Here is an 18,025-nt window from a genome sequence, read left to right as displayed (position 1 = left end):
GACTGCTCCTCCAGCACGGCTATGACCTGGCCCTCTGAGAACTGCGTAACCTGACGATATTACAAGTTTTTCACAGTTCGCGGAGCGGCCTTGTGGTATAACGGACTTCCGCAAATTTCGGACATGTTCGTGGCCTCCATTAAAAGACAAGCTGTAATTTCCCTGGCGCTGCTTTGCGCTGCAACCGCAGTCGCGGCCATGCTGTACCTGAGCAAGCCCTCAGCACAGATCGCTGAGCCGGAATATAAGCCGGTTTCTATCGACGTGACAACCGCAGTCAAAGAAACCGTAAGGGTCACCGTGCAAGCACAGGGCACCGTGGGCGCCCTCCGCGAAACCGCCATTATGGCCGAGGTTTCTGGAAGGATTATTGAAACCGCAGAAAATTTAGTCGTCGGCAGCTTCGTTGCCGAAGGGGACGTTCTACTGCGCATAGATCCGCGCGACTACCAGACTTCGCTGCTGCGTGCTCAGGCATCTGTCGAATCTGCTGAGAGTAATCTGGTTCAGGAAAAAGGTCGATCTGCTGTTGCTCAACGGGAATGGGAGAAACTGCCCAGTGGCAGCCAACGCAGCCAGGAAGCCAAAAATCTCTATCTGAGAAAACCCCAACTTGAACTGGCCGAAGCTCAACTGCTGGCCGCCAAGGCAGATCTCAATACCGCAAGGGATCGGCTCGAACGCACCATCATCAGGGCTCCCTACAACTCCCTCATCAGGGCCAAACACAGCGAATTGGGTCAGTTCGTCGGGGCCGGCTCCAGACTCATTGACGTATTTTCTGTGGATCAGGCTGAGGTCCGCCTTCCCATCCCCCAGAGCAAATTAGACTACCTAGAGTTGCCGGGCGTAGAAGGTTATACCGAAGAACATGTGATCGACCTTTACACTGACGTCGCCGGACAAATTAAACACTGGAAGGCAATGTTGCATCGTACCGAGGGCGTTTTCGACGATCGCTCCCGTGTGCTTTATACCGTGGCTCGCATAGAAGACCCCTACGCTTTAAGTAGCCCCGGTGCTGAACCTTTGCGCCTGGGCACTTTCGTCAACGCCGATATCGAAGGACGGGAATTCAGTAGCATTGTCGTTCTACCTCGCCACATCCTGCGCGCAGGTAACAGCCTGTGGATTGTCGATGACAGCAACATTTTACGCAACCGACAGGTCAGCGTGCTGCGTACCGACGGTGACGAAATTTTCGTCAGCGCCGGGTTGGCGGAGGGAGAGCAAGTATCCCTTACCGCCGTCGACAATTCGTTGAACGGGCAATCGATATCAATCAACAACAGCACCCCCAGCGATGAATTGCGCGAAGAACCCAGCCTCACGCTGCCCGCTGAAGCCGATCAGCAGGCAGAACAAGCCGCAACTGCAGCGGTGGCCCAATGATCGAAACACCAACGCAACGCAAAGGCGTGATCGCCTGGTTTGCGCGTAATCCGGTAGCCGCCAACCTGCTGATGCTCGTAATCATCTGTGTTGGACTGGGCAGTGCGTTCAGTATTCAGCGCGCCATGTTTCCGGCATTCGAGTTTGACATGATCTTTGTCACCGTGCCCTATCCCGGCGCAGCGCCAGAAGAAGTCGAGCAAGGCGTCATCATGAAAGTTGAAGAGGCCATTAATGACCTCGATGGCATCAAGCGTGTAGAGTCGGATTCGCTCGAGTCTATGGGAAGACTGATGATCGAGCCGCAGGACGGTGTGCCAGTGAACAAACTGTTCAGTGACATCCAGAACCGCATTGATGGTATCTCTACGTTTCCTGCCGATGCAGAAGAACCAATAATACAGCTACCTGAATTGCTTTTCCCCGCGCTCACTATCCAAATATCCGGCCCGATTAATGAGAGAAGCATGAAGGCGCTTGCCGACGAAATGCGTCGTGAGCTACTCACCAATGTCAGCATTTCCGCAGCCGATGTTGTAGGGGCAAGAAACTATGAAATCGCAGTCGAAATTTCGGAACAATTGCTTCGCGAATATCACCTGACCCTCGCAGATGTTGCCAATACAATCGCGGCCTCGTCGCTGGATCTGCCTTCAGGATCGGTGCAGACCCGCAACGGCGATATCATGTTGCGCACCCTCGGCCAAGCCTACGTGCAGCAGGACTTTGAGAACATTGTGTTAAAAACCTGGCCTGATGGCACTCGCCTGTTGTTAGGCGATATAGCGACCGTCGAGGATGGCTTTGAGGACGCGAAGGGCTTTGCCCGGTTCAACGGCCAGTATTCACTGGGGGTCAACGTGTTTGCCATGGGCAAGCAAGACATAATAGAAACTGCTGATGCCGCCAAAGCCTACATCACCGAAAAGCAGCTCACCCTGCCAGAAGGCGTCACCTTGGACATCTGGTCTGATGCCACTTACTACTTGAAAGAACGCCTGCGCATGATGCTCAAAAATCTGGCGATAGGCGCACTACTGGTGTTTATCACCTTGGCCCTGTTCTTAGAGATCAAGCTCGCTTTCTGGGTAATGTTGGGGATTCCTATTTCCTTTCTCGGCGCTCTGGCACTGATCAATACACCGCATATTGATTCCAGCCTCAATCTGATCAGCATCTTCGGATTTATTCTGGTGCTGGGAATCGTAGTCGATGATGCGATTATCATGGGTGAAAGTGCCTACTCTGAAACAGAGCGCAAGGGACACAGTATTGATAACGTTATCGAGGGCATCTATCGAGTGTCCACGCCGGCGACATTTGGCGTTCTAACTACCATTGTAGCTTTTACCCCCACGCTATTTGTGCAAGGCGTGTTCGCACCTATGGCTGCAGCAGCAGGCTGGGTTGTTATTCTCTGCCTGGTATTTTCACTAGTAGAATCCAAATGGATACTCCCCGCCCACCTTGCCCACAGCAAACCAACTAATAATCGAATCTTGCTCAGGGTAGACCGCATACAAGAGAGAATAAACCGGCGACTGCGCAGTTTCGTTGAAGGACCTTACCGCCGACTGGTATCTCGCTGCGTAAGAAACCGCTATGTCACCCTAGCGATCTTTTTGTCGCTGCTGATCATGGCGGCCGGTTTACTCGCCGGCGGTGTAGTGCGCACAGTGTTGTCTCCACACACTACAGGCGAATTTTTCTCGGTCGAATTGCGCATGGCCAACGGCTCTCCTGAGGAGCGCACCGTGGAGGCTGTCACTCACATTATCGAATCGCTAGACAGGGTAGATCAGCAATACCGTCGCGAAAACAATACTGGCCAGGGTCTGGTGGCCTACGTTTCCGCTTTTGGATTCGAACGCACCAATGGCCGAATCGATGTTGAGCTGAGTAAGCAGGACACGCGCACTATATCCAATGAAGAGGTGCTCAGCCGCTGGCGCAAAGAGGTCGGCCGCATTCACGGTGCCGATGTCCTGGGGTTCAAGTCGGCAGACGGCCCGAATTTCGGCCCCAACATCGCGTTTGATTTGAAGCACTCTAATTTTGACACCCTGCGTAAAGCCGCCGAGGAACTTGAAGAAAAACTGCGCCACTATGACGGCCTCAGTGACATTCGCAATGGCGCCAGTGACACGCGCGCAGAATTTCACATCAACATCCTGCCACAGGGCGAAGCGATGGGACTGTCTCGCTACGATCTTGGGAGTCAGGTGCGCCACGCCTTTTACGGAGCAGAGGCTCAGAGAATCCAGCGTGGCATAGACGAAATCAGGGTCATGGTGCGTTACCCCAAAGCCGATCGGGAAAATGTTTCCAGCCTCAATAATATGTACATTCGAACGCCCGCCGGCGATGAAATGCCCTTTGAGACAGTGGCCAAGTTGGAAACCAGGCAAGGCTTACTAAAATCGACCCGTATTGATTTTCAGCGCGCTGCTGAAGTGACTGCCGAAGCAGATATCGCCATTGTCGAGCCAGCCAAGGTAATGAGTGACATCGAGAAAAAGCTGCTACCTGAATTAATCGCGAAGTACCCCGGATTGAGCTGGGGTATTTCCGGTATGGCTGATGAAGAGAAAAAAATGGCGGTCAGTATGGGCATAGGCTTCGCTCTCGCCCTGTTTGGCATTTATGCGCTGTTGGCCGTTCCAACCCACTCTTACCTGCAGCCGCTGATCATCATGGGTGTAATTCCCTTTGGTATCATCGGCGCAATCATTGGCCATTGGACCATGGGCTATGACATGAGCATGATGTCGGTTATGGGCATCGTTGCGTTAAGCGGTGTAGTCGTCAATGACAGTTTGATTCTGGTGGACTTCGTCAACAAGTCGACGGCTGCAGGCCAAGACAAGACCTCCGCCATTCTGGACGCCGGTTGTTACCGATTCAGGGCCATCATGCTGACTTCAGTCACCACCTTCCTGGGACTTGGCCCGATGTTGCTGGAACGCAGCGCCGGAGCGCAATTCATGATCCCCATGGCTCTCTCTTTGGCCTTCGGTATCGTTTTTGCAACGGTCATCACCCTGTTGCTGGTGCCTAGTCTTTATATGATTCTAGATGACTTGAGCAGGTTTTTTTCTCGCAACGACATACCAGAATCCGAACTCGCTAAAAGCGCACACCAAAACTAGAAGCGGCAAAAATAAGGCCACTGAGACTGGTTTATTGCAGGACGTTCAATAGTTCAATGAACAAGCCATACAGCGCATATAAATATGCTTTGGGTCCTGCAAACTGCCCAGCACACCAGTAGCTTCCAGGTACGGTTTAGACAAATTCAGCAGGCTACTGACGCGGTGCGACCGAGGCAACAAGCCCACACTTCCCATGCGCTCAGCAAGTTGCTGAAAAAACAATTCGCTAGGACTTAACGATTGCTCCACGTAGTCGATCTGGAACGCGTCCAGGTCCGCCAGACCCGCCGCCGCATTAATCGCATCATCGAGATCTCCCAGTTGGTCAACCAATCCCAGGGAGAGCGCATCACTGGCACTCCACACTCGTCCTTCCGCGGCAGCAGCGACTTCATCCAATTCCATGCTTCGGCCATCAGCTACTACCTCCAGAAAAAGCTGATAGGCGTTCGCCACTCCCGCTTGCAACGCCTTTGTCAGCTCCGGATTCAAAGGCCGATCCAATCGCAAAGATCCCGCTAACGATGTCGTTCCTACACCGTCAGTGTAAATACCACCTCGCTGCAGTAAATTTTCAAAGGTTGGAAACACTGCGATCACGCCAATTGAGCCAGTGATCGTAGTCTTAGTGGCAAAAATTTCGTCTGCCGCCGCCGCAATATAATAACCTCCAGAAGCTGCGATTGAACCCATGGACACCACCACCGGAGTGCCAGTAGCCCTGACCTCCAGAATCTGCTGGCGGATAATCTCGGACGCGAACATGCTGCCGCCTGGAGTAGTGACCCGAAGCACAATCGCCTTGACACTTTCGTCTGCCGCGGTCTTGCTGATCATCGTTGCCAGACTGTCGGCGCCAATTGTCCCCGGAGACTGATCACCAGGCAGCATATTTCCCTGGGCGACAATCACAGCTACTTTCGGCTCTCCGGTTCCCGGTATTTTCAGCGTACGCTGATTCCAAAGGTATTTTTCGAACGCCACAGCCTCGTAACCACCGTCCTCATTTCGCGCGCCCACCATATCCGAGAGGTATTCATTCGCCTGAGAGCGCGTCAATAACTGGTCGATCAACCCAGCGTCCAGAGCGTCTTTTGCTGAATCGCCATCGCCCGCAACCAGACGCGAAGCGTAACCGTTAACATAGGCATCGACGGCGCCACTGGGGAGTTCGCGGTTAGCCTCTACTGTACTTGTATAGCTGGCCCAAAGATCCTCCAGCCATTCCAGAGCGTTTGATTTTTGTACAGTGGACATATCGCTGCGCAAATAAGGTTCCGCAGCGGCCTTATACTCACCCGCACGGAACACGTGCATACTGACCGAAAGCTTATCAAGGGCTTCCGCATAGAAGTTGTGGTACATACTGAAGCCTTCCAGTGCAGCCCCGCCTATAGGATGGGCAATCAACTCATCGGCATAACTGGCCAGCAGATATTGGTCCTGACTAAAATAGTCACCGACCGCGACTACTGGCTTGCCAGAGGTTTTAAACTCTTCTAGCGCGACCACAATTTCCTGGGTGCGACTGATACCCACGTACATGAGGGAACCCAGCTCCATGACCAGGGAATTAATTCGATCGTCATCTTTAGCCAGCCTAATAGCCTCGATCACGTCCCGCACCAGCACCTCATGATCGGCGGGAGAGGGTGCCGCAACCAGCGTTTGCAGCGGATCAACCGGGCTTTTCTGATCAACAATTGTCCCCATGGGGTTAATCAACAGAGCCGCTTGTTCGGGTAGAGGCTCTGTGGACCCTGCAAAGTAAACAAAATAGATCACCCCCAGCATTAACAGGAACACAAGGTTAGCCAAGGCCAACCTAACCCAGGTGATAGTATTCCAGATGGCGCCAAACACGCGGCCCAGTAGTGAAGGTTTACTCATGCTATTTCATTCTCCGTGACCAGAGCCGACCTCAGCCGCCTGACGCAACTCTTTAGCTCTCCAGCGCACATACATCATGGCGCTGCAAAAAAGGGTACATACCGCTACCATACCGACTATCGACAGGGCATCCCGTGGATTCTCGAACAGACTTTCAACCAGGCGCATGAAATAAAGCAGAGACACAAAGCAAAGCCAGATATAACTGCGAAGATTTTCTCGAAACATGCCAGGCAGAAAAATCACCAGTGGCAACAACAACGCCAGCCAAATAATCCAGGGAGCCTGGCCCGTCCACATCTCCATGGTTTGCTGCCATAGCAGCACAATAAAACTCGCCCAGCACACCACTCGGGTCTTGCTCGCCAGGGTACTCATCGCAACTGCCCCTGAGCTAATCTCGCCACCCGCTTACCCAGGGCCTGGCACAATAGCGCTTCGTTGGCGTCAACGCGCCGGCTGTTATCAGCGCCAGCCCAGTGCGATGCACCATAGGGTGTGCCACCCGACTCGGTGCTCATCAGTCCCGCCTCGCTATAGGGCAGCCCCACCACCAGCATGCCATGATGCAGCAGGGGCAACATCATGCTCAACAAGGTGCTCTCCTGTCCGCCGTGCAAGCTGGAGGTTGATGTAAACACCGCAGCTGGTTTGTCGATCATGGCACCACTGAGCCACAAGCTGGACGACTGATCTACGAAATATTTTAGCGGCGCCGCCATATTGCCAAACCGGGTCGGGCTGCCCATCACCAGGCCGGCACAATCGCGCAGATCGTCTGGCTCGCAATAAAGCGGACCGTCATCGGGAATTTCATCTTCGGTTTTCTCACAATTGGCAGAAACCGGCGGCACTGTGCGCAATCGTGCCTCTACACCGGAAACCTGCTGTACGCCTCGCGCGACCTGCTGTGCCATCTCAGCGGTAGCACCCCCGCGAGAGTAATAAAGCACCAGAATATAAGGAGAGGACATCAGTCAATCAGACCCAGAATATTTTCAGGAGGCCTTCCCAGAACGGCTCGATTTTCATGCACGACAATGGGTCGCTCAATCAGTTTTGGCTGGCGACACATCGCCGCAATAAGTTCATCCTCTGATGAGTCTGCTCCCAGGCCCTCGGCCTTGTAGGCCTCCTCCCCTCTACGAACCAGTTGTGCTGCACTAAAGCCAAGCTTATCCAGCAGCGACCGCAGCTCAACCGCATCCGGTGAAGACTCCAGGTACAACACAAGCTCAGGCTCAATGCCATTCTCTTGCAGCAGGCCCAGCGTGGCGCGCGACTTGGAACAGCGAGGGTTATGGTAAATGGTAAAATCGCTCATGAATGATTCTCGAAGTATCCGTTGACTTAGCGCCACAGTATAACAAAGGGGTCGTGCCGCGGTGTCGGCATTCATGCCATAATGCGGACATGAGGGATACAAACATACTTTTCTTTGGAATCTGGCACCGAATTCGCTATCTATTCTCGCGTTTCAAGGCTGATCGCTGCTCAGAAAACGCCGCGGCCCTCACCTACATGAGCCTGTTTGCCATGGTGCCATTGCTGACCGTGTTGTATACGATGGCATCTGCAATACCCACTTTCCAGGGTCTGGAAGAGCAGGTCCAGAGCTTTTTGTTTGAGCATTTGATGCCAGACACAAGTAGCGAGGTAGAGTCCTACATCAGCGACTTCTCTCGCCAGGCAAAAAACCTGACGGGGCCCGGAATAATATTCCTCGTCATCACTGCGGTGCTCATGCTGCGCAACATTGAAAAAGCATTCAACATGATCTGGCGGGCCAGAGAGAACCGCAGCTCGGTTTCCAGCTTCCTGCTGTATTGGGCAGTTTTGAGCCTGGCACCCGTGGCCCTGGGATTGGCACTTGGGCTTAGCACTTATTTATCGTCTTTTTCTCAGGTCCTTGACCAGTTTGATATCTTCGGCGTGAAAGCATTGCTGCTAAAGCTGACCCCGTTAATGCTTTCTACCGCCGCATTTACCTTATTGTACGCCGCGGTACCTAACTGCCGCGTGCCATTCAAGCATACTGTCGTCGGCGGTCTGGTGGCTGCGCTGGCATTTCACGCAGCCCGCGCCCTGTTTACCGATCTGGTGGTCGGTTCCAGCTATACCTTTATCTACGGCGCCTTCGCCGCTGTCCCATTATTTCTGCTCTGGATATATTTGTCCTGGAACATCGTGCTAATGGGCGGCATCCTGGTTCACAGCCTGTCCGGCTACCAGAACGAGGAACAGGCAAGCAGGCCTAATGTACTGAAGGCATTGGATGTGCTGTACATATTCTGGGACAAGCAGAAAGCCGGAGAAATGGTTCAGGAAATTCAATTGCTCAACAACCAGTATCAAATTACCCGTGGCCTTGACAGCGAAACCTGGCGTTACCTGCGCGATATCATGATGGAAAAAAAGATCATCACCCAGAGTGATCGCGGTCATTATTTGCTGAGCCGGGACTTGCATAGCATCACGTTCTGGCAACTCAAGGAATGGGTAAACGATGAGCAACCAATGGCGTCAGAAGATATCGACGCGCACCTAGACTGGCAGGGGAATGCTTATGGACTACTGCGGCAGCAGCGTGTCGATCAGCGCGACCTGCTCAACACCAGCCTGGCGGAGATGTACGAGAAATGAACAAAGCGCTAGCGGCGCTGCTAATGGTTTTGATGGCCAGCTGCAGTGCTCCTGATACACCACAGCAGGGCAATACCGTTACCGCCCTGAATAAAAGCGAATATGCAGGACGCTGGGTTGTGATCAACTATTGGGCAAAGTGGTGCAAGCCCTGTATCAAGGAAATTCCCGAACTGAATGCGTTGGATCAAAAGTACAAACAAGTCGCGGTTCTGGGGGTCAACTACGACGGGAACGAGGACGATGAACTGCAGACACAGATTATCGCCCTGGAGATCGAGTTTCCGACCCTGCTGGAAGACCCTTCTTCGGCGTTAGGAATCTCACTGCCGTCGGTGTTGCCCACTACTTTGATCCTGAACCCGGATGGCAACTTGGTGGCGACACTGGTTGGACCACAGACTCTTGAATCTCTCGCCCTGGCTACCGGCCAAATAGGTATGCCAGCTACCGAGTCTAACTCCGGTGATCCACTAGATCGAGAACTACAGAGCCACCAGCCGTGAGCCTTTTTTCAGCATCGTTCAGGCTTGCATGACGGGGTGGAACGCACAAAAAAACCGGCCCCAAAGGGGGCCGGAACACACTAACATCTCAATATGAGGAAAATGAAACCTGGACAAGTCCAGCAGCAACAGCACAGGAGTCTCGTGCCATCAGGCGACCTCGCTGTTACTGTAATATAGGACTGGGGTTATCAGTAAAAGTTCCAGGTTTTTTCATAAAAAAGCGGCGCATCCTGAAAATAGACAGAACGCTAGTCTTTTACTAGGCTTTTCCAATGATTATGGGAACATATATTCCCAACAAGGACGGACACAGTATGAGTAACATTTACCATGACAACGCCGAAACCATCGGTGGCACGCCACTAGTAAAGATTAATCGCATCTGCAACGGCAAGGTTTACGGCAAGCTTGAAAACCGCAACCCTGCCATGTCAGTCAAGTGCCGAATCGGGACCAATATGGTGTTGGCGGCAGAAAAAGACGGCAGTTTGAAACCGGGCATGACGATTGTCGAACCCACCAGTGGCAATACAGGTATCGCCCTGGCCTTTGTTGCCGCCGCCAGAGGCTATAGCTGTGTGCTGACTATGCCCAATACGTTTAGCCTGGAACGCCGGATGCTAATGAAGGCCCTCGGTGCTGAAATTCGACTAACCGACGGCACCAAGGGCATTGCTGCTGCCATTCAGGCAGCGGAGGACATTATCGCTTCAGATCCGGACAAATACTGGGGACCCCATCAGTTTGAAAACCCCGCCAATCCCGCGATTCATGAACAGACAACTGGGCCAGAAATATGGGACGACACCGATGGGGCAATCGACATCCTGGTCAGCGGGGTTGGCACCGGTGGCACGCTTACTGGCATTTCTCGATATCTTAAAAACACGCGAGGCAAAGCGATCACCACCGTGGCCGTCGAACCAGACACCAGCACGATGATAACCGCGGCGCTTGCCGGAGAAGAACCCACCCACGCTCCTCATAAGATCCAAGGCATAGGCGCTGGCTTTGTGCCTAAAAATCTCGACCTGGAGATGGTCGATGCGGTGGAGAGAGTCAGTAGTGAAGAAGCTATGGCCTATGCCCACCGGCTGATGCAGGAAGAAGGGATACTGGCGGGTGTCTCCTGCGGCGCAGCAATGGCCGTTGCAGACCGGCTTTCAAGGCGAGAGGAGAACAAAGGCAAAGTCATTGTGGCTATTCTCCCTGACTCTGGAGAGCGCTACCTGACATCACCGCTGTTCGACGGCAGCTTCTCAGATAACGAAACGGTACAGACCACCATCAGTTGAAACATCAGCGGTTGCAAAGACCTTGTAACCGCTTTTTTACCTCGGGCCACTCTTCAACAGTGACACTGAAATATACGGAGTCACGGTGATAGCCCTCCTGCACAACCATGTGTTTGCGAAGAACGCCCTCCCTGATAGCGCCAATCCGTTCCAATGCCAGTTGCGCCCGCAAGTTACGGCTGTCCGTTTTGAACTCCACGCGGATGCAGCCCAGCCTTTCAAAAGCATGCGACAGCAACAGTAATTTAGTCTCAGTATTCACTACACTGCGCTGAAAATCCTGACCTAGCCAGGTCCAACCGATTTCCAGAGAACGGTGCTCCTCACGAATACTCAAATAGCGAGTACTGCCAGCGACTCGGCCCTTGGCCTTTTCTACAATGGCAAACGGCAGCTGATTGGGTGCAAGTAAGGCTTCGTCGATCCAATGGCGAACATCCGCCGCATCAACAAAACAAGCACGGGGCATGTATAGCCAATCCGGTTCATGACAACCACGGCTATACAAGCCCTGGGCATGGTCCTGAGACAGAGGCTCCAGACAAACTGATTCACCCTCCAGTGTCAGTGGCCGAACATTCAGTTCTATCAAGGCAATAACACCGTCGAGCCCGTTGTTAGGCGGCTCTGCAAGTCTTTGTGGGCTTGCTGCACCTGGGCCAGTGGGTAACGTTGATTTATTTCCACACTTATATCCCCTGCCAGAATTTTCGCAAAGACATCCTCACTAGACTGGCGCAGCTCTTCTTCCGTGGCGGTGTAACTGAGCATTGTCGGTCTTGTCACATACAGAGAGCCATGTGCAGCCAACCGTTGCAAGTCAAGAGGATCTGGTGAACCCGAAGCATTGCCGAAGCTCACCATGAGGCCACGAGGCCTAAGGCAACTCAAGGACAGATCAAAAGTATCCTTGCCGACGCCGTCGTAAACCACCGGCAACTTCTCACCGCCGGTAATTTCCAGCAGTCGCTCCAATACATCCTCTTCGCTATAGTTAATCACATGGGCGTAACCGCGAGCGAGCGCCAACTCGGCTTTTTCTGCAGAGCTCACGGTGCCTATTGCAGTCGCCCCTATGCTCGCCGCCCACTGGCCAAACAACAGGCCGACGCCACCTGCTGCAGCATGAAACAAGCAAGTCTCCCCGGACTGCAGCGCATAGGTGCGTTGGATAAGATACTCTGCCGTCTGGCCTTTCAACAAACAGGCAGCCGCCTGTTCATAATCAATGCCGTCGGGAACTTTCACCAGACGAGACGCCGGCAAATTTAACGCTTCAGAATATGCGCCAAAGCCGGCGGAACAATAGGCGACACGATCTCCGACCTGCAGATCAGCACCGGCTCCAACAGCTTCTACATCGCCGGCTCCTTCCAGTCCCAGACCCGCTGGCAAGGGCAGCGGGTAAAGCCCGCTGCGATGATAACAATCGATATAATTAAGACCAATCGCCTTGTTGCGCACGGTGACCATACCCGGCTCGGGGGGGTCCAAGGGAACTTCCTGCAAACGCATGACATCTGGCCCGCCAACTGCATCGATTCTAATAGCTTTAACCACGTTCACTCTCACTGCTCCAAATTCATATTCGATAAGACTCACAGACCCGGGTGGAACGGCTACCTCCCCGTTCCTTTGCCTTCCTTCAGAATCAGATCTCGACGAGCCAGGATCGCTTCAATCTGCCTGGGGTGCAACAACGGTAGTAACTCGGCTTTCAGGTCTGCTTCATTAAGCCTAAGCAGGCGTTCCCGCAACAGATCCGAAATTTCTAAATCTACTTTCTTGTATTGCTTGGGGCGCTTTTCGGTAGTTCTGAACGCAAGACTGTGATCAATGAACTTCATCTTAAAGTCGTCTTTAGTCCATAGAACATTGGTCAGGTTACGGTCTTCGTTGTAAATCAGAATGTCAAAAACAAAGCGTAACCGGTACTGCTCCCATTGTTTACAGCTGCCTTCAAAGGGTAAATTCATTTCCAGTCGATCGCGTTCGTTAATTGATTTTTCTACCCAATCAGACAGTGCGCCTTCGGTGCCATCTACCTCTGAGATTACCGCCGTCGGTACCATTTGCCAGTCCAGCATTCGATCGAGTTTGTAAGCGGCAACATCATATTGATAGCGATCGCTGTCGTTGTTTCTGAAGTCAACATACTGATCACGACTTTCCATACCGGGGTGAGTATCCTCATACTTGAATATCGCGTCATTACTAATACCGTCTCGCTCTTGAGTGACTCGCTTGGGTTTGGTTATACCCGTGCCAATATCCTCGATGTTAATGACCGCTGCCGTGCGCATGAAGTCTTCCAGTTCAGGGTCGCTCATCCCGGACAACTTTTGTGAAAGACTGGTCGACTCAGGTTTCGGCAAGGCTCGCTGACCCTTACCCAGATAATGCACGTAGTCATTTCCATCGTTAGAGACAAGAGCGGACGCCTGTCCCTTGTAAACGGCTTTCAACATGCCAGTATCGAGACGAATGGCCAAGCCATCCATACGCGACTGCACATCTCCCCGCGTTGGCGTGTGTCCCATTACCAGTTGCTTCGCACCTACCCGCTTAAGAAAACGTTCGGTATTGAAAGACTCCGATAGTGGGTGGCAGGTCGCTGTACCCCGATACCAATTAGGGCTGTCAGAGCTAAAGACAAAGGCTTCCTGTGCCTCAAAAACCTGCAGCACCTCATCAAACCAGGGGGCTGTTCTCTTTTTACTGTTCGCTGCAACAAATTCCTCTACCCGCGCATTCAGGAATCCGAGGCGATCGTGGTAACTCACGTGTCGGGGCATCACTCCTGCCTTGTAGAGCGTATCCATGCTGGAGAGAAACGCCTTAAGCTCTCCCTGCAATGTTTTGTTCAGCTCCTCGATAGACTTATCGGTAGCCGAATCAGCGATGCCGCCATGCATGTAGACCTTGTCGTTAACCTTGATAACGAAAGGCTGCTGAAGCAGCCAACGGCCTAGCTCACCCTCCATAGAATATGCTTTGCGCAGCGCAGCAAATCCGGGAGGATACTGCTCATCAAACGTGGATCTAACCGTAAGCTCATCTCCCCCGCTGTTATAGCGGCGATACTGCACATATAAGTCTTCCCTGTCTGCCGCACTTTCATCGTCTGCAAAGGCAGCAAATTCGGCAGCGGAGACGTAACGCAGATCACCTGTCATCACCATGACTTCATGGTTTCCCAGGGTCATGTGTACTGCACCACCGGCCTTGTCCGCCTGGGCATCCAGTTTCATTAACAGCTCTACCACCTGACGCGACCCGGGGCCGCGATCGATAAGGTCACCCACAGAAACCAAATGCGTTTTACCACCGCTCCAGTTGAGCTGTTCGTCAACCACGCCTACTTCCTGCAGCAGTGACACCCAGTCGTCGTATGCCCCGTGAACATCGGCGAAAGCAATAACCTTCGACGTGGTTTTCACCTCGTAGGCGCTCACAGGCAGAACAACCGTAAAGAAAGAAAACAGCAGGACAGTTATTACAGTACGCATTTGCGAAATCTCCAAAGAAAAGCTGATGCTCAGAGTTTAGGTGTAATAGGCCATTTTGGCACGCTTGCCAATGGGGTATCAGTCTATCCAGCCCATTACATCGCGAATCACCGACCAGCGCGGCGCCTTGGCCCTGGTCGCCCCACCATGCATCCAGTATTCGTAGAGGTAATCAACAGTGCCCTCACTTTGCTTGAGGGCGATCCAGTTGCTGACGAACTCCATCATTTCGATGTCGCCTTTGGGCACTGGATAGGCGGCGGGAAGACCGATCCGCCGAGCAGTAGTGACGACACCATATTGCGGATAACGATAGGCATAGGCCGCGCCCTCCTCTTCCGTCAGCAGCAAGGCATCGGCTCCCTGGCCATTACCGTTGAAAAAGTCCTCAGCGGCCTCAAGGTAAACCAGGTTCGCATCCGGAACTAACTGCTGCAGTCGGCTTTGATAATATTTGCTACTCACCAGTGCGATTGTCAGGTCGTCCCAAGCGCGCAGAATGTCTGGATTAAGGAACAATTCTCGCTGATGATCCTTGGTAATAAAAGCAAGCGCCAGGTCCAGATAAGGCCGAGAAAAACTGGCGATAGAGTAACGATCAGGCAAGCTGGCAATGCAGGACATCGCTATGTCGATCTGCCCTGATGACAGCATACGTTTGAGACCGTCGAATTCAAAAGGAATGAACTCGAGCTCCACCTCAAGATCTTCAGCAAGAATATGGGCCATCTCAACATCAAAACCGACTAAATCACCCTTGGGTGTAATGTAGCTGCAGGGCAAATTATTGGGCCGATAACCCACCTGCAATACACCTGTGCGCAATACATGGTCGAGACGGGTTCCCGCCAGTTGGGTAACACTGGCTTCTGGAACGTCCACCACAATGCGTGCCGGCACCCGCTCTTGCATCAACTCAATATTAGAAAGCACCGCGTCCCGGGGTGGTGGTGGTGGCACAAAAGCGCGAAAATATAGCTGCAGCGCAAGTACCATCAGGAACAGCAGAACGGTCGACACCAGCAAATAGCGCCCCAGGGCACTCCAGCGCAGGTGCAATTTACCGGCCACGGCGAGCGGTCCAATAACCGCTAACACAATAATATGTAAAGCAGCCAGCATGGCGCCAAAGCGGCCCACAACAATGCCCGTTACAAGGAACAGCTGAAACATATCTGCCGGTATTGTCAGGGAATCAAGCATGTAGGGAACGGCGACATTGAGACTGCCAAACAGACTAAAAAGGCCACCGAATGCGAGAGACAATTGATCTGAAAAACTCAGATCGGTATCAGTAAACCAGGCTGCAAAAAGCACGAATAGCAACACCAGAAGTTTGCCCAACGAAGGGAAATTGAAAGAGACGGGGACAATGATATCAACTGCCGCAGCATGGTCCTCGTCGTCGCCATGATGACGGGCCAATAATGTCTTGGCATTTGCGGCAATTTGCGGCAACACAACAAATTGGTTGCCGGTGGCAAAGGCAGTGACCAAGGTGTCGCGAAATGTATCCAGAATCTCGCGATAGGAGATGCCACTCAAGGTGGCTACCAGGGCAGGGAAAATCCAAAAAGTCACCAACAGCGCAAGGCATACGTAAGTCACGAGATAGACCTGCACTCTGCTCAACTCTTCTATGGTCATTGTTCCAGCCGCTGCCGCCGCGATTGCAAAAATGCCATAAGGAGTGAGCTGCACCATTGCCGTATTAATACGTGACATGGCCTCTGTAAGACCGTCAAAAACTGGCAGTATGCCGCTCTTGTCCTCCAGTTGAATCATAGCAACACCGACTAAAATGCTGAAAAAAACAACCGCAGGGACCAGGTTATTGGAAAGAGAATAGAAAATATTGGCAGGGAGGTAGAGCTCAAACAGGTCAGGCCTTTCTACCTCTACTCGACTAGGCGCCGAGAAAAAAGAAGCAGTCTCGATACCCGGGAAAGCCATAGCGGCAACGAAAATCAGGCCAAGCGCCAAAGCCCATATCGCCACCAGTACAATGGAGCCACGCAAGGCCAGATGCTTGGCCTGCTCCATTTGCAGACGGCCAAAACCCGCGATCAGTGAAACAATAATGTAAGGCAGGACGGTGATCTGCAGTAATTTAACAAAAACATCGCCGAGCAGCTTCAGGTCTGCGACAATCTCGCCGAAAAACAAGCCCGTAGCGATACCGACCAGAAGGCCGACCAATATTCTCCCTGACAGACTCATGGGCAGACTGTTGTTCCCCATCTAATTAGCCTACGATGATAACAGATGACTAATATAGAGAGACAACAACGTGCTACAGCAACTTGAGCTGGATCGTGGTTTGCGGCTAGGCCTGGACGCCCTGGAGTACGAAAAAGCGACCGAGGTACAGGAACAAGTCATTCCCGCTGCTCTGGAAGGCGCTGACTTACGCGTATCCGCCGAGACGGGTAGTGGCAAAACAGTAGCTTATTTACTGCCTACCTTACAGCGCATTCTCAGTGCGCCCATCAACCGTAAGGCCGGTGCACTGGCGGTAGTATTGGTTCCCACCAGAGAACTAGCTCGCCAGGTGCAAAAGAACTGTCGTGATCTGATGCAGAAGACCCAACTGGGCGCTCAGGCCATTACTGGCGGTGCCGACTTCAAGTACCAAAGGGCGCTGCTGCGAAAAAACCCGGAACTCATTATTGCCACTCCCGGTCGCCTGTTGGAGCACTGTGAAAAAGGCAGTGCCGACCTGGGTTCTCTGCAAACACTGATACTGGACGAGGCAGATCGCATGCTTGACATGGGGTTTCGCGATGATGTGATGAAATTAGCCTCTTTCTGCGGCGCAAAGCGCCAGGTGATTATGCTTTCCGCGACCCTGAAACATAAAGGCCTCGGGGGTGTAGCAAAAGATCTGTTGCGCGATCCGCAGACCATTGAGGTCAGTGAGTTCAGACAACCACACAGTAGCATCCACCACCAGCGCATTCTGGCTGACTCGCAGGAACACAAAGACAAGCTATTGTGCGCGCTCATGGATAAGGGTGGGTTTACCCGCGCACTGGTGTTTGCCAACAAGCGCACCACCGCACAAAGATTGGCTGGATTATTGAGTCACCACGGCCTGCGCTGCGGCTGCCTTCACGGCGAAATGAGCACTGAGGAGCGCAAGCATGTCATGACCCAGTTTCGTGACAGCAAGGTGGATATGGTCAGCGCTTCTGACGTGGCAGCGCGCGGGCTGGACGTCAAAGACATCGATCTGGTAGTTAATTACGACCTGCCGCAAAAAGGCGACGACTACCTGCATCGCACCGGACGCACGGGGCGCGCTGGCGCAACAGGACTGGCAATATCACTAGTGAGCGGCCTGGAGTGGAACCTGATGGTCAGCATTCAGCGCTACCTCAACCTAGAATTCGAAAAACGGTCTCTGCCCGGCTTGAAAGCGCGTTACAGTGGCCCCAAGAAAACCAAGGGCTCTGGCAAATCTGCTGGGAGCAAAAAGAAACGTAGCAAATCAACCGCCGATAAAAGTAAGACCCGAGCCCGAAACCAGAAGAGCAAAGGTAAACCCGGCTCTGGAAAGACTGTTTCCAGCGATGGCTTCGCGCCGCTGATGAAGAAGAAACCCCAAAAGTAACCTGCATGTTCCCTACCCCTTT

General features: G+C 52.8%; 14 protein-coding genes. 6 read left to right on the top strand and 8 right to left on the bottom strand.

Annotated elements, in window-relative coordinates:
• The first annotated feature begins 129 nt into the window (after nucleotides 1-129).
• On the top strand, nucleotides 130-1,392 hold the full coding sequence (locus tag EYC87_RS02475) for an efflux RND transporter periplasmic adaptor subunit (protein ID WP_279251470.1): 1,263 nt from the start codon (nucleotides 130-132) through the stop codon (nucleotides 1,390-1,392).
• A complete protein-coding gene (locus EYC87_RS02470) occupies nucleotides 1,389-4,541 on the top strand; it encodes an efflux RND transporter permease subunit (RefSeq protein ID WP_279251469.1) in 3,153 nt (1,050 codons plus the stop codon). Before EYC87_RS02475 ends, EYC87_RS02470 begins: the two co-directional genes overlap by 4 nt.
• Before the next feature lie 45 nt (nucleotides 4,542-4,586).
• Here EYC87_RS02470 and sppA read toward each other — a convergent pair whose 3' ends face one another.
• Genes sppA through arsC form a run of 4 tightly spaced genes read right to left on the bottom strand, consistent with a single transcriptional unit; the run spans nucleotide 4,587 to nucleotide 7,758 of the window.
• Nucleotides 4,587-6,434 carry a signal peptide peptidase SppA gene (gene sppA / locus EYC87_RS02465; protein WP_279251468.1) on the bottom strand — a complete coding sequence of 616 codons (1,848 nt, stop codon included), beginning with the start codon at nucleotides 6,432-6,434 and terminating at the stop codon, nucleotides 4,587-4,589.
• Between the two features lie 6 nt (nucleotides 6,435-6,440).
• A complete protein-coding gene (locus EYC87_RS02460; protein WP_279251467.1) occupies nucleotides 6,441-6,812 on the bottom strand; it encodes a DUF2069 domain-containing protein in 372 nt (123 codons plus the stop codon).
• The gene (gene wrbA / locus EYC87_RS02455; protein ID WP_279251466.1) at nucleotides 6,809-7,408 is read right to left on the bottom strand and encodes an NAD(P)H:quinone oxidoreductase; all 600 of its coding nucleotides are present in this window, start codon (nucleotides 7,406-7,408) and stop codon (nucleotides 6,809-6,811) included. The genes EYC87_RS02460 and wrbA overlap by 4 nt, the downstream gene beginning before the upstream one ends.
• Complete coding sequence (arsC, locus tag EYC87_RS02450) at nucleotides 7,408-7,758, bottom strand: arsenate reductase (glutaredoxin) (RefSeq protein ID WP_279251465.1); 351 nt, start codon at nucleotides 7,756-7,758, stop codon at nucleotides 7,408-7,410. Before arsC ends, wrbA begins: the two co-directional genes overlap by 1 nt.
• An 89-nt stretch (nucleotides 7,759-7,847) precedes the next feature.
• Here arsC and EYC87_RS02445 point away from each other — a divergent pair, with 89 nt between their 5' ends.
• The 3 genes from EYC87_RS02445 (at nucleotide 7,848) to cysK (ending at nucleotide 10,881) form a co-directional block, all read left to right on the top strand.
• Nucleotides 7,848-9,077 carry a YihY family inner membrane protein gene (locus EYC87_RS02445; RefSeq protein ID WP_007227111.1) on the top strand — a complete coding sequence of 410 codons (1,230 nt, stop codon included), beginning with the start codon at nucleotides 7,848-7,850 and terminating at the stop codon, nucleotides 9,075-9,077.
• Entirely contained in the window at nucleotides 9,074-9,583 is a 510-nt protein-coding gene (locus EYC87_RS02440) for a TlpA family protein disulfide reductase (RefSeq protein WP_279251464.1), read from the top strand. Before EYC87_RS02445 ends, EYC87_RS02440 begins: the two co-directional genes overlap by 4 nt.
• 317 nt (nucleotides 9,584-9,900) lie before the next feature.
• A complete protein-coding gene (gene cysK / locus EYC87_RS02435; RefSeq protein ID WP_279251463.1) occupies nucleotides 9,901-10,881 on the top strand; it encodes a cysteine synthase A in 981 nt (326 codons plus the stop codon).
• Nucleotides 10,882-10,885: 4 nt separating this feature from the next.
• Here cysK and EYC87_RS02430 read toward each other — a convergent pair whose 3' ends face one another.
• The 4 genes from EYC87_RS02430 to EYC87_RS02415 form a co-directional block, all read right to left on the bottom strand.
• Entirely contained in the window at nucleotides 10,886-11,473 is a 588-nt protein-coding gene (locus EYC87_RS02430) for a GNAT family N-acetyltransferase (protein WP_279251462.1), read from the bottom strand.
• Nucleotides 11,470-12,447 carry a quinone oxidoreductase family protein gene (locus tag EYC87_RS02425; RefSeq protein ID WP_279251461.1) on the bottom strand — a complete coding sequence of 326 codons (978 nt, stop codon included), beginning with the start codon at nucleotides 12,445-12,447 and terminating at the stop codon, nucleotides 11,470-11,472. The genes EYC87_RS02430 and EYC87_RS02425 overlap by 4 nt, the downstream gene beginning before the upstream one ends.
• Before the next feature lie 53 nt (nucleotides 12,448-12,500).
• Entirely contained in the window at nucleotides 12,501-14,390 is a 1,890-nt protein-coding gene (locus EYC87_RS02420) for a metallophosphoesterase (RefSeq protein ID WP_279251460.1), read from the bottom strand.
• Between the two features lie 78 nt (nucleotides 14,391-14,468).
• On the bottom strand, nucleotides 14,469-16,631 hold the full coding sequence (locus EYC87_RS02415; protein ID WP_279251459.1) for a cation:dicarboxylate symporter family transporter: 2,163 nt from the start codon (nucleotides 16,629-16,631) through the stop codon (nucleotides 14,469-14,471).
• 49 nt (nucleotides 16,632-16,680) lie between these two features.
• Between EYC87_RS02415 and EYC87_RS02410 the strand changes: the two genes are divergently transcribed.
• Nucleotides 16,681-18,003 (top strand): DEAD/DEAH box helicase, encoded by a 1,323-nt coding sequence (locus EYC87_RS02410; protein ID WP_279251458.1) that lies wholly within the window; start codon nucleotides 16,681-16,683, stop codon nucleotides 18,001-18,003.
• The last annotated feature ends 22 nt before the right edge of the window (nucleotides 18,004-18,025 follow it).

Origin of the sequence: Candidatus Seongchinamella marina (assembly GCF_026262685.1) — a bacterium.
Classification (GTDB): domain Bacteria; phylum Pseudomonadota; class Gammaproteobacteria; order Pseudomonadales; family Halieaceae; genus Halioglobus; species Halioglobus marinus.
The sequence above is the reverse complement of the archived record's forward strand: the minus strand, read 5'-3'. Positions and strand labels throughout refer to the sequence as shown.

Coding starts and splice junctions, on each gene's coding strand:
- EYC87_RS02470 (WP_279251469.1), top strand. CDS start 1,389: ATGATCGAAACACCAACGCAACGCAAAGGCGTGATCGCCTGGTTTGCG.
- sppA (WP_279251468.1), bottom strand. CDS start 6,434: ATGAGTAAACCTTCACTACTGGGCCGCGTGTTTGGCGCCATCTGGAAT.
- EYC87_RS02460 (WP_279251467.1), bottom strand. CDS start 6,812: ATGAGTACCCTGGCGAGCAAGACCCGAGTGGTGTGCTGGGCGAGTTTT.
- wrbA (WP_279251466.1), bottom strand. CDS start 7,408: ATGTCCTCTCCTTATATTCTGGTGCTTTATTACTCTCGCGGGGGTGCT.
- arsC (WP_279251465.1), bottom strand. CDS start 7,758: ATGAGCGATTTTACCATTTACCATAACCCTCGCTGTTCCAAGTCGCGC.
- EYC87_RS02445 (WP_007227111.1), top strand. CDS start 7,848: ATGAGGGATACAAACATACTTTTCTTTGGAATCTGGCACCGAATTCGC.
- EYC87_RS02440 (WP_279251464.1), top strand. CDS start 9,074: ATGAACAAAGCGCTAGCGGCGCTGCTAATGGTTTTGATGGCCAGCTGC.
- cysK (WP_279251463.1), top strand. CDS start 9,901: ATGAGTAACATTTACCATGACAACGCCGAAACCATCGGTGGCACGCCA.
- EYC87_RS02420 (WP_279251460.1), bottom strand. CDS start 14,390: ATGCGTACTGTAATAACTGTCCTGCTGTTTTCTTTCTTTACGGTTGTT.
- EYC87_RS02415 (WP_279251459.1), bottom strand. CDS start 16,631: ATGGGGAACAACAGTCTGCCCATGAGTCTGTCAGGGAGAATATTGGTC.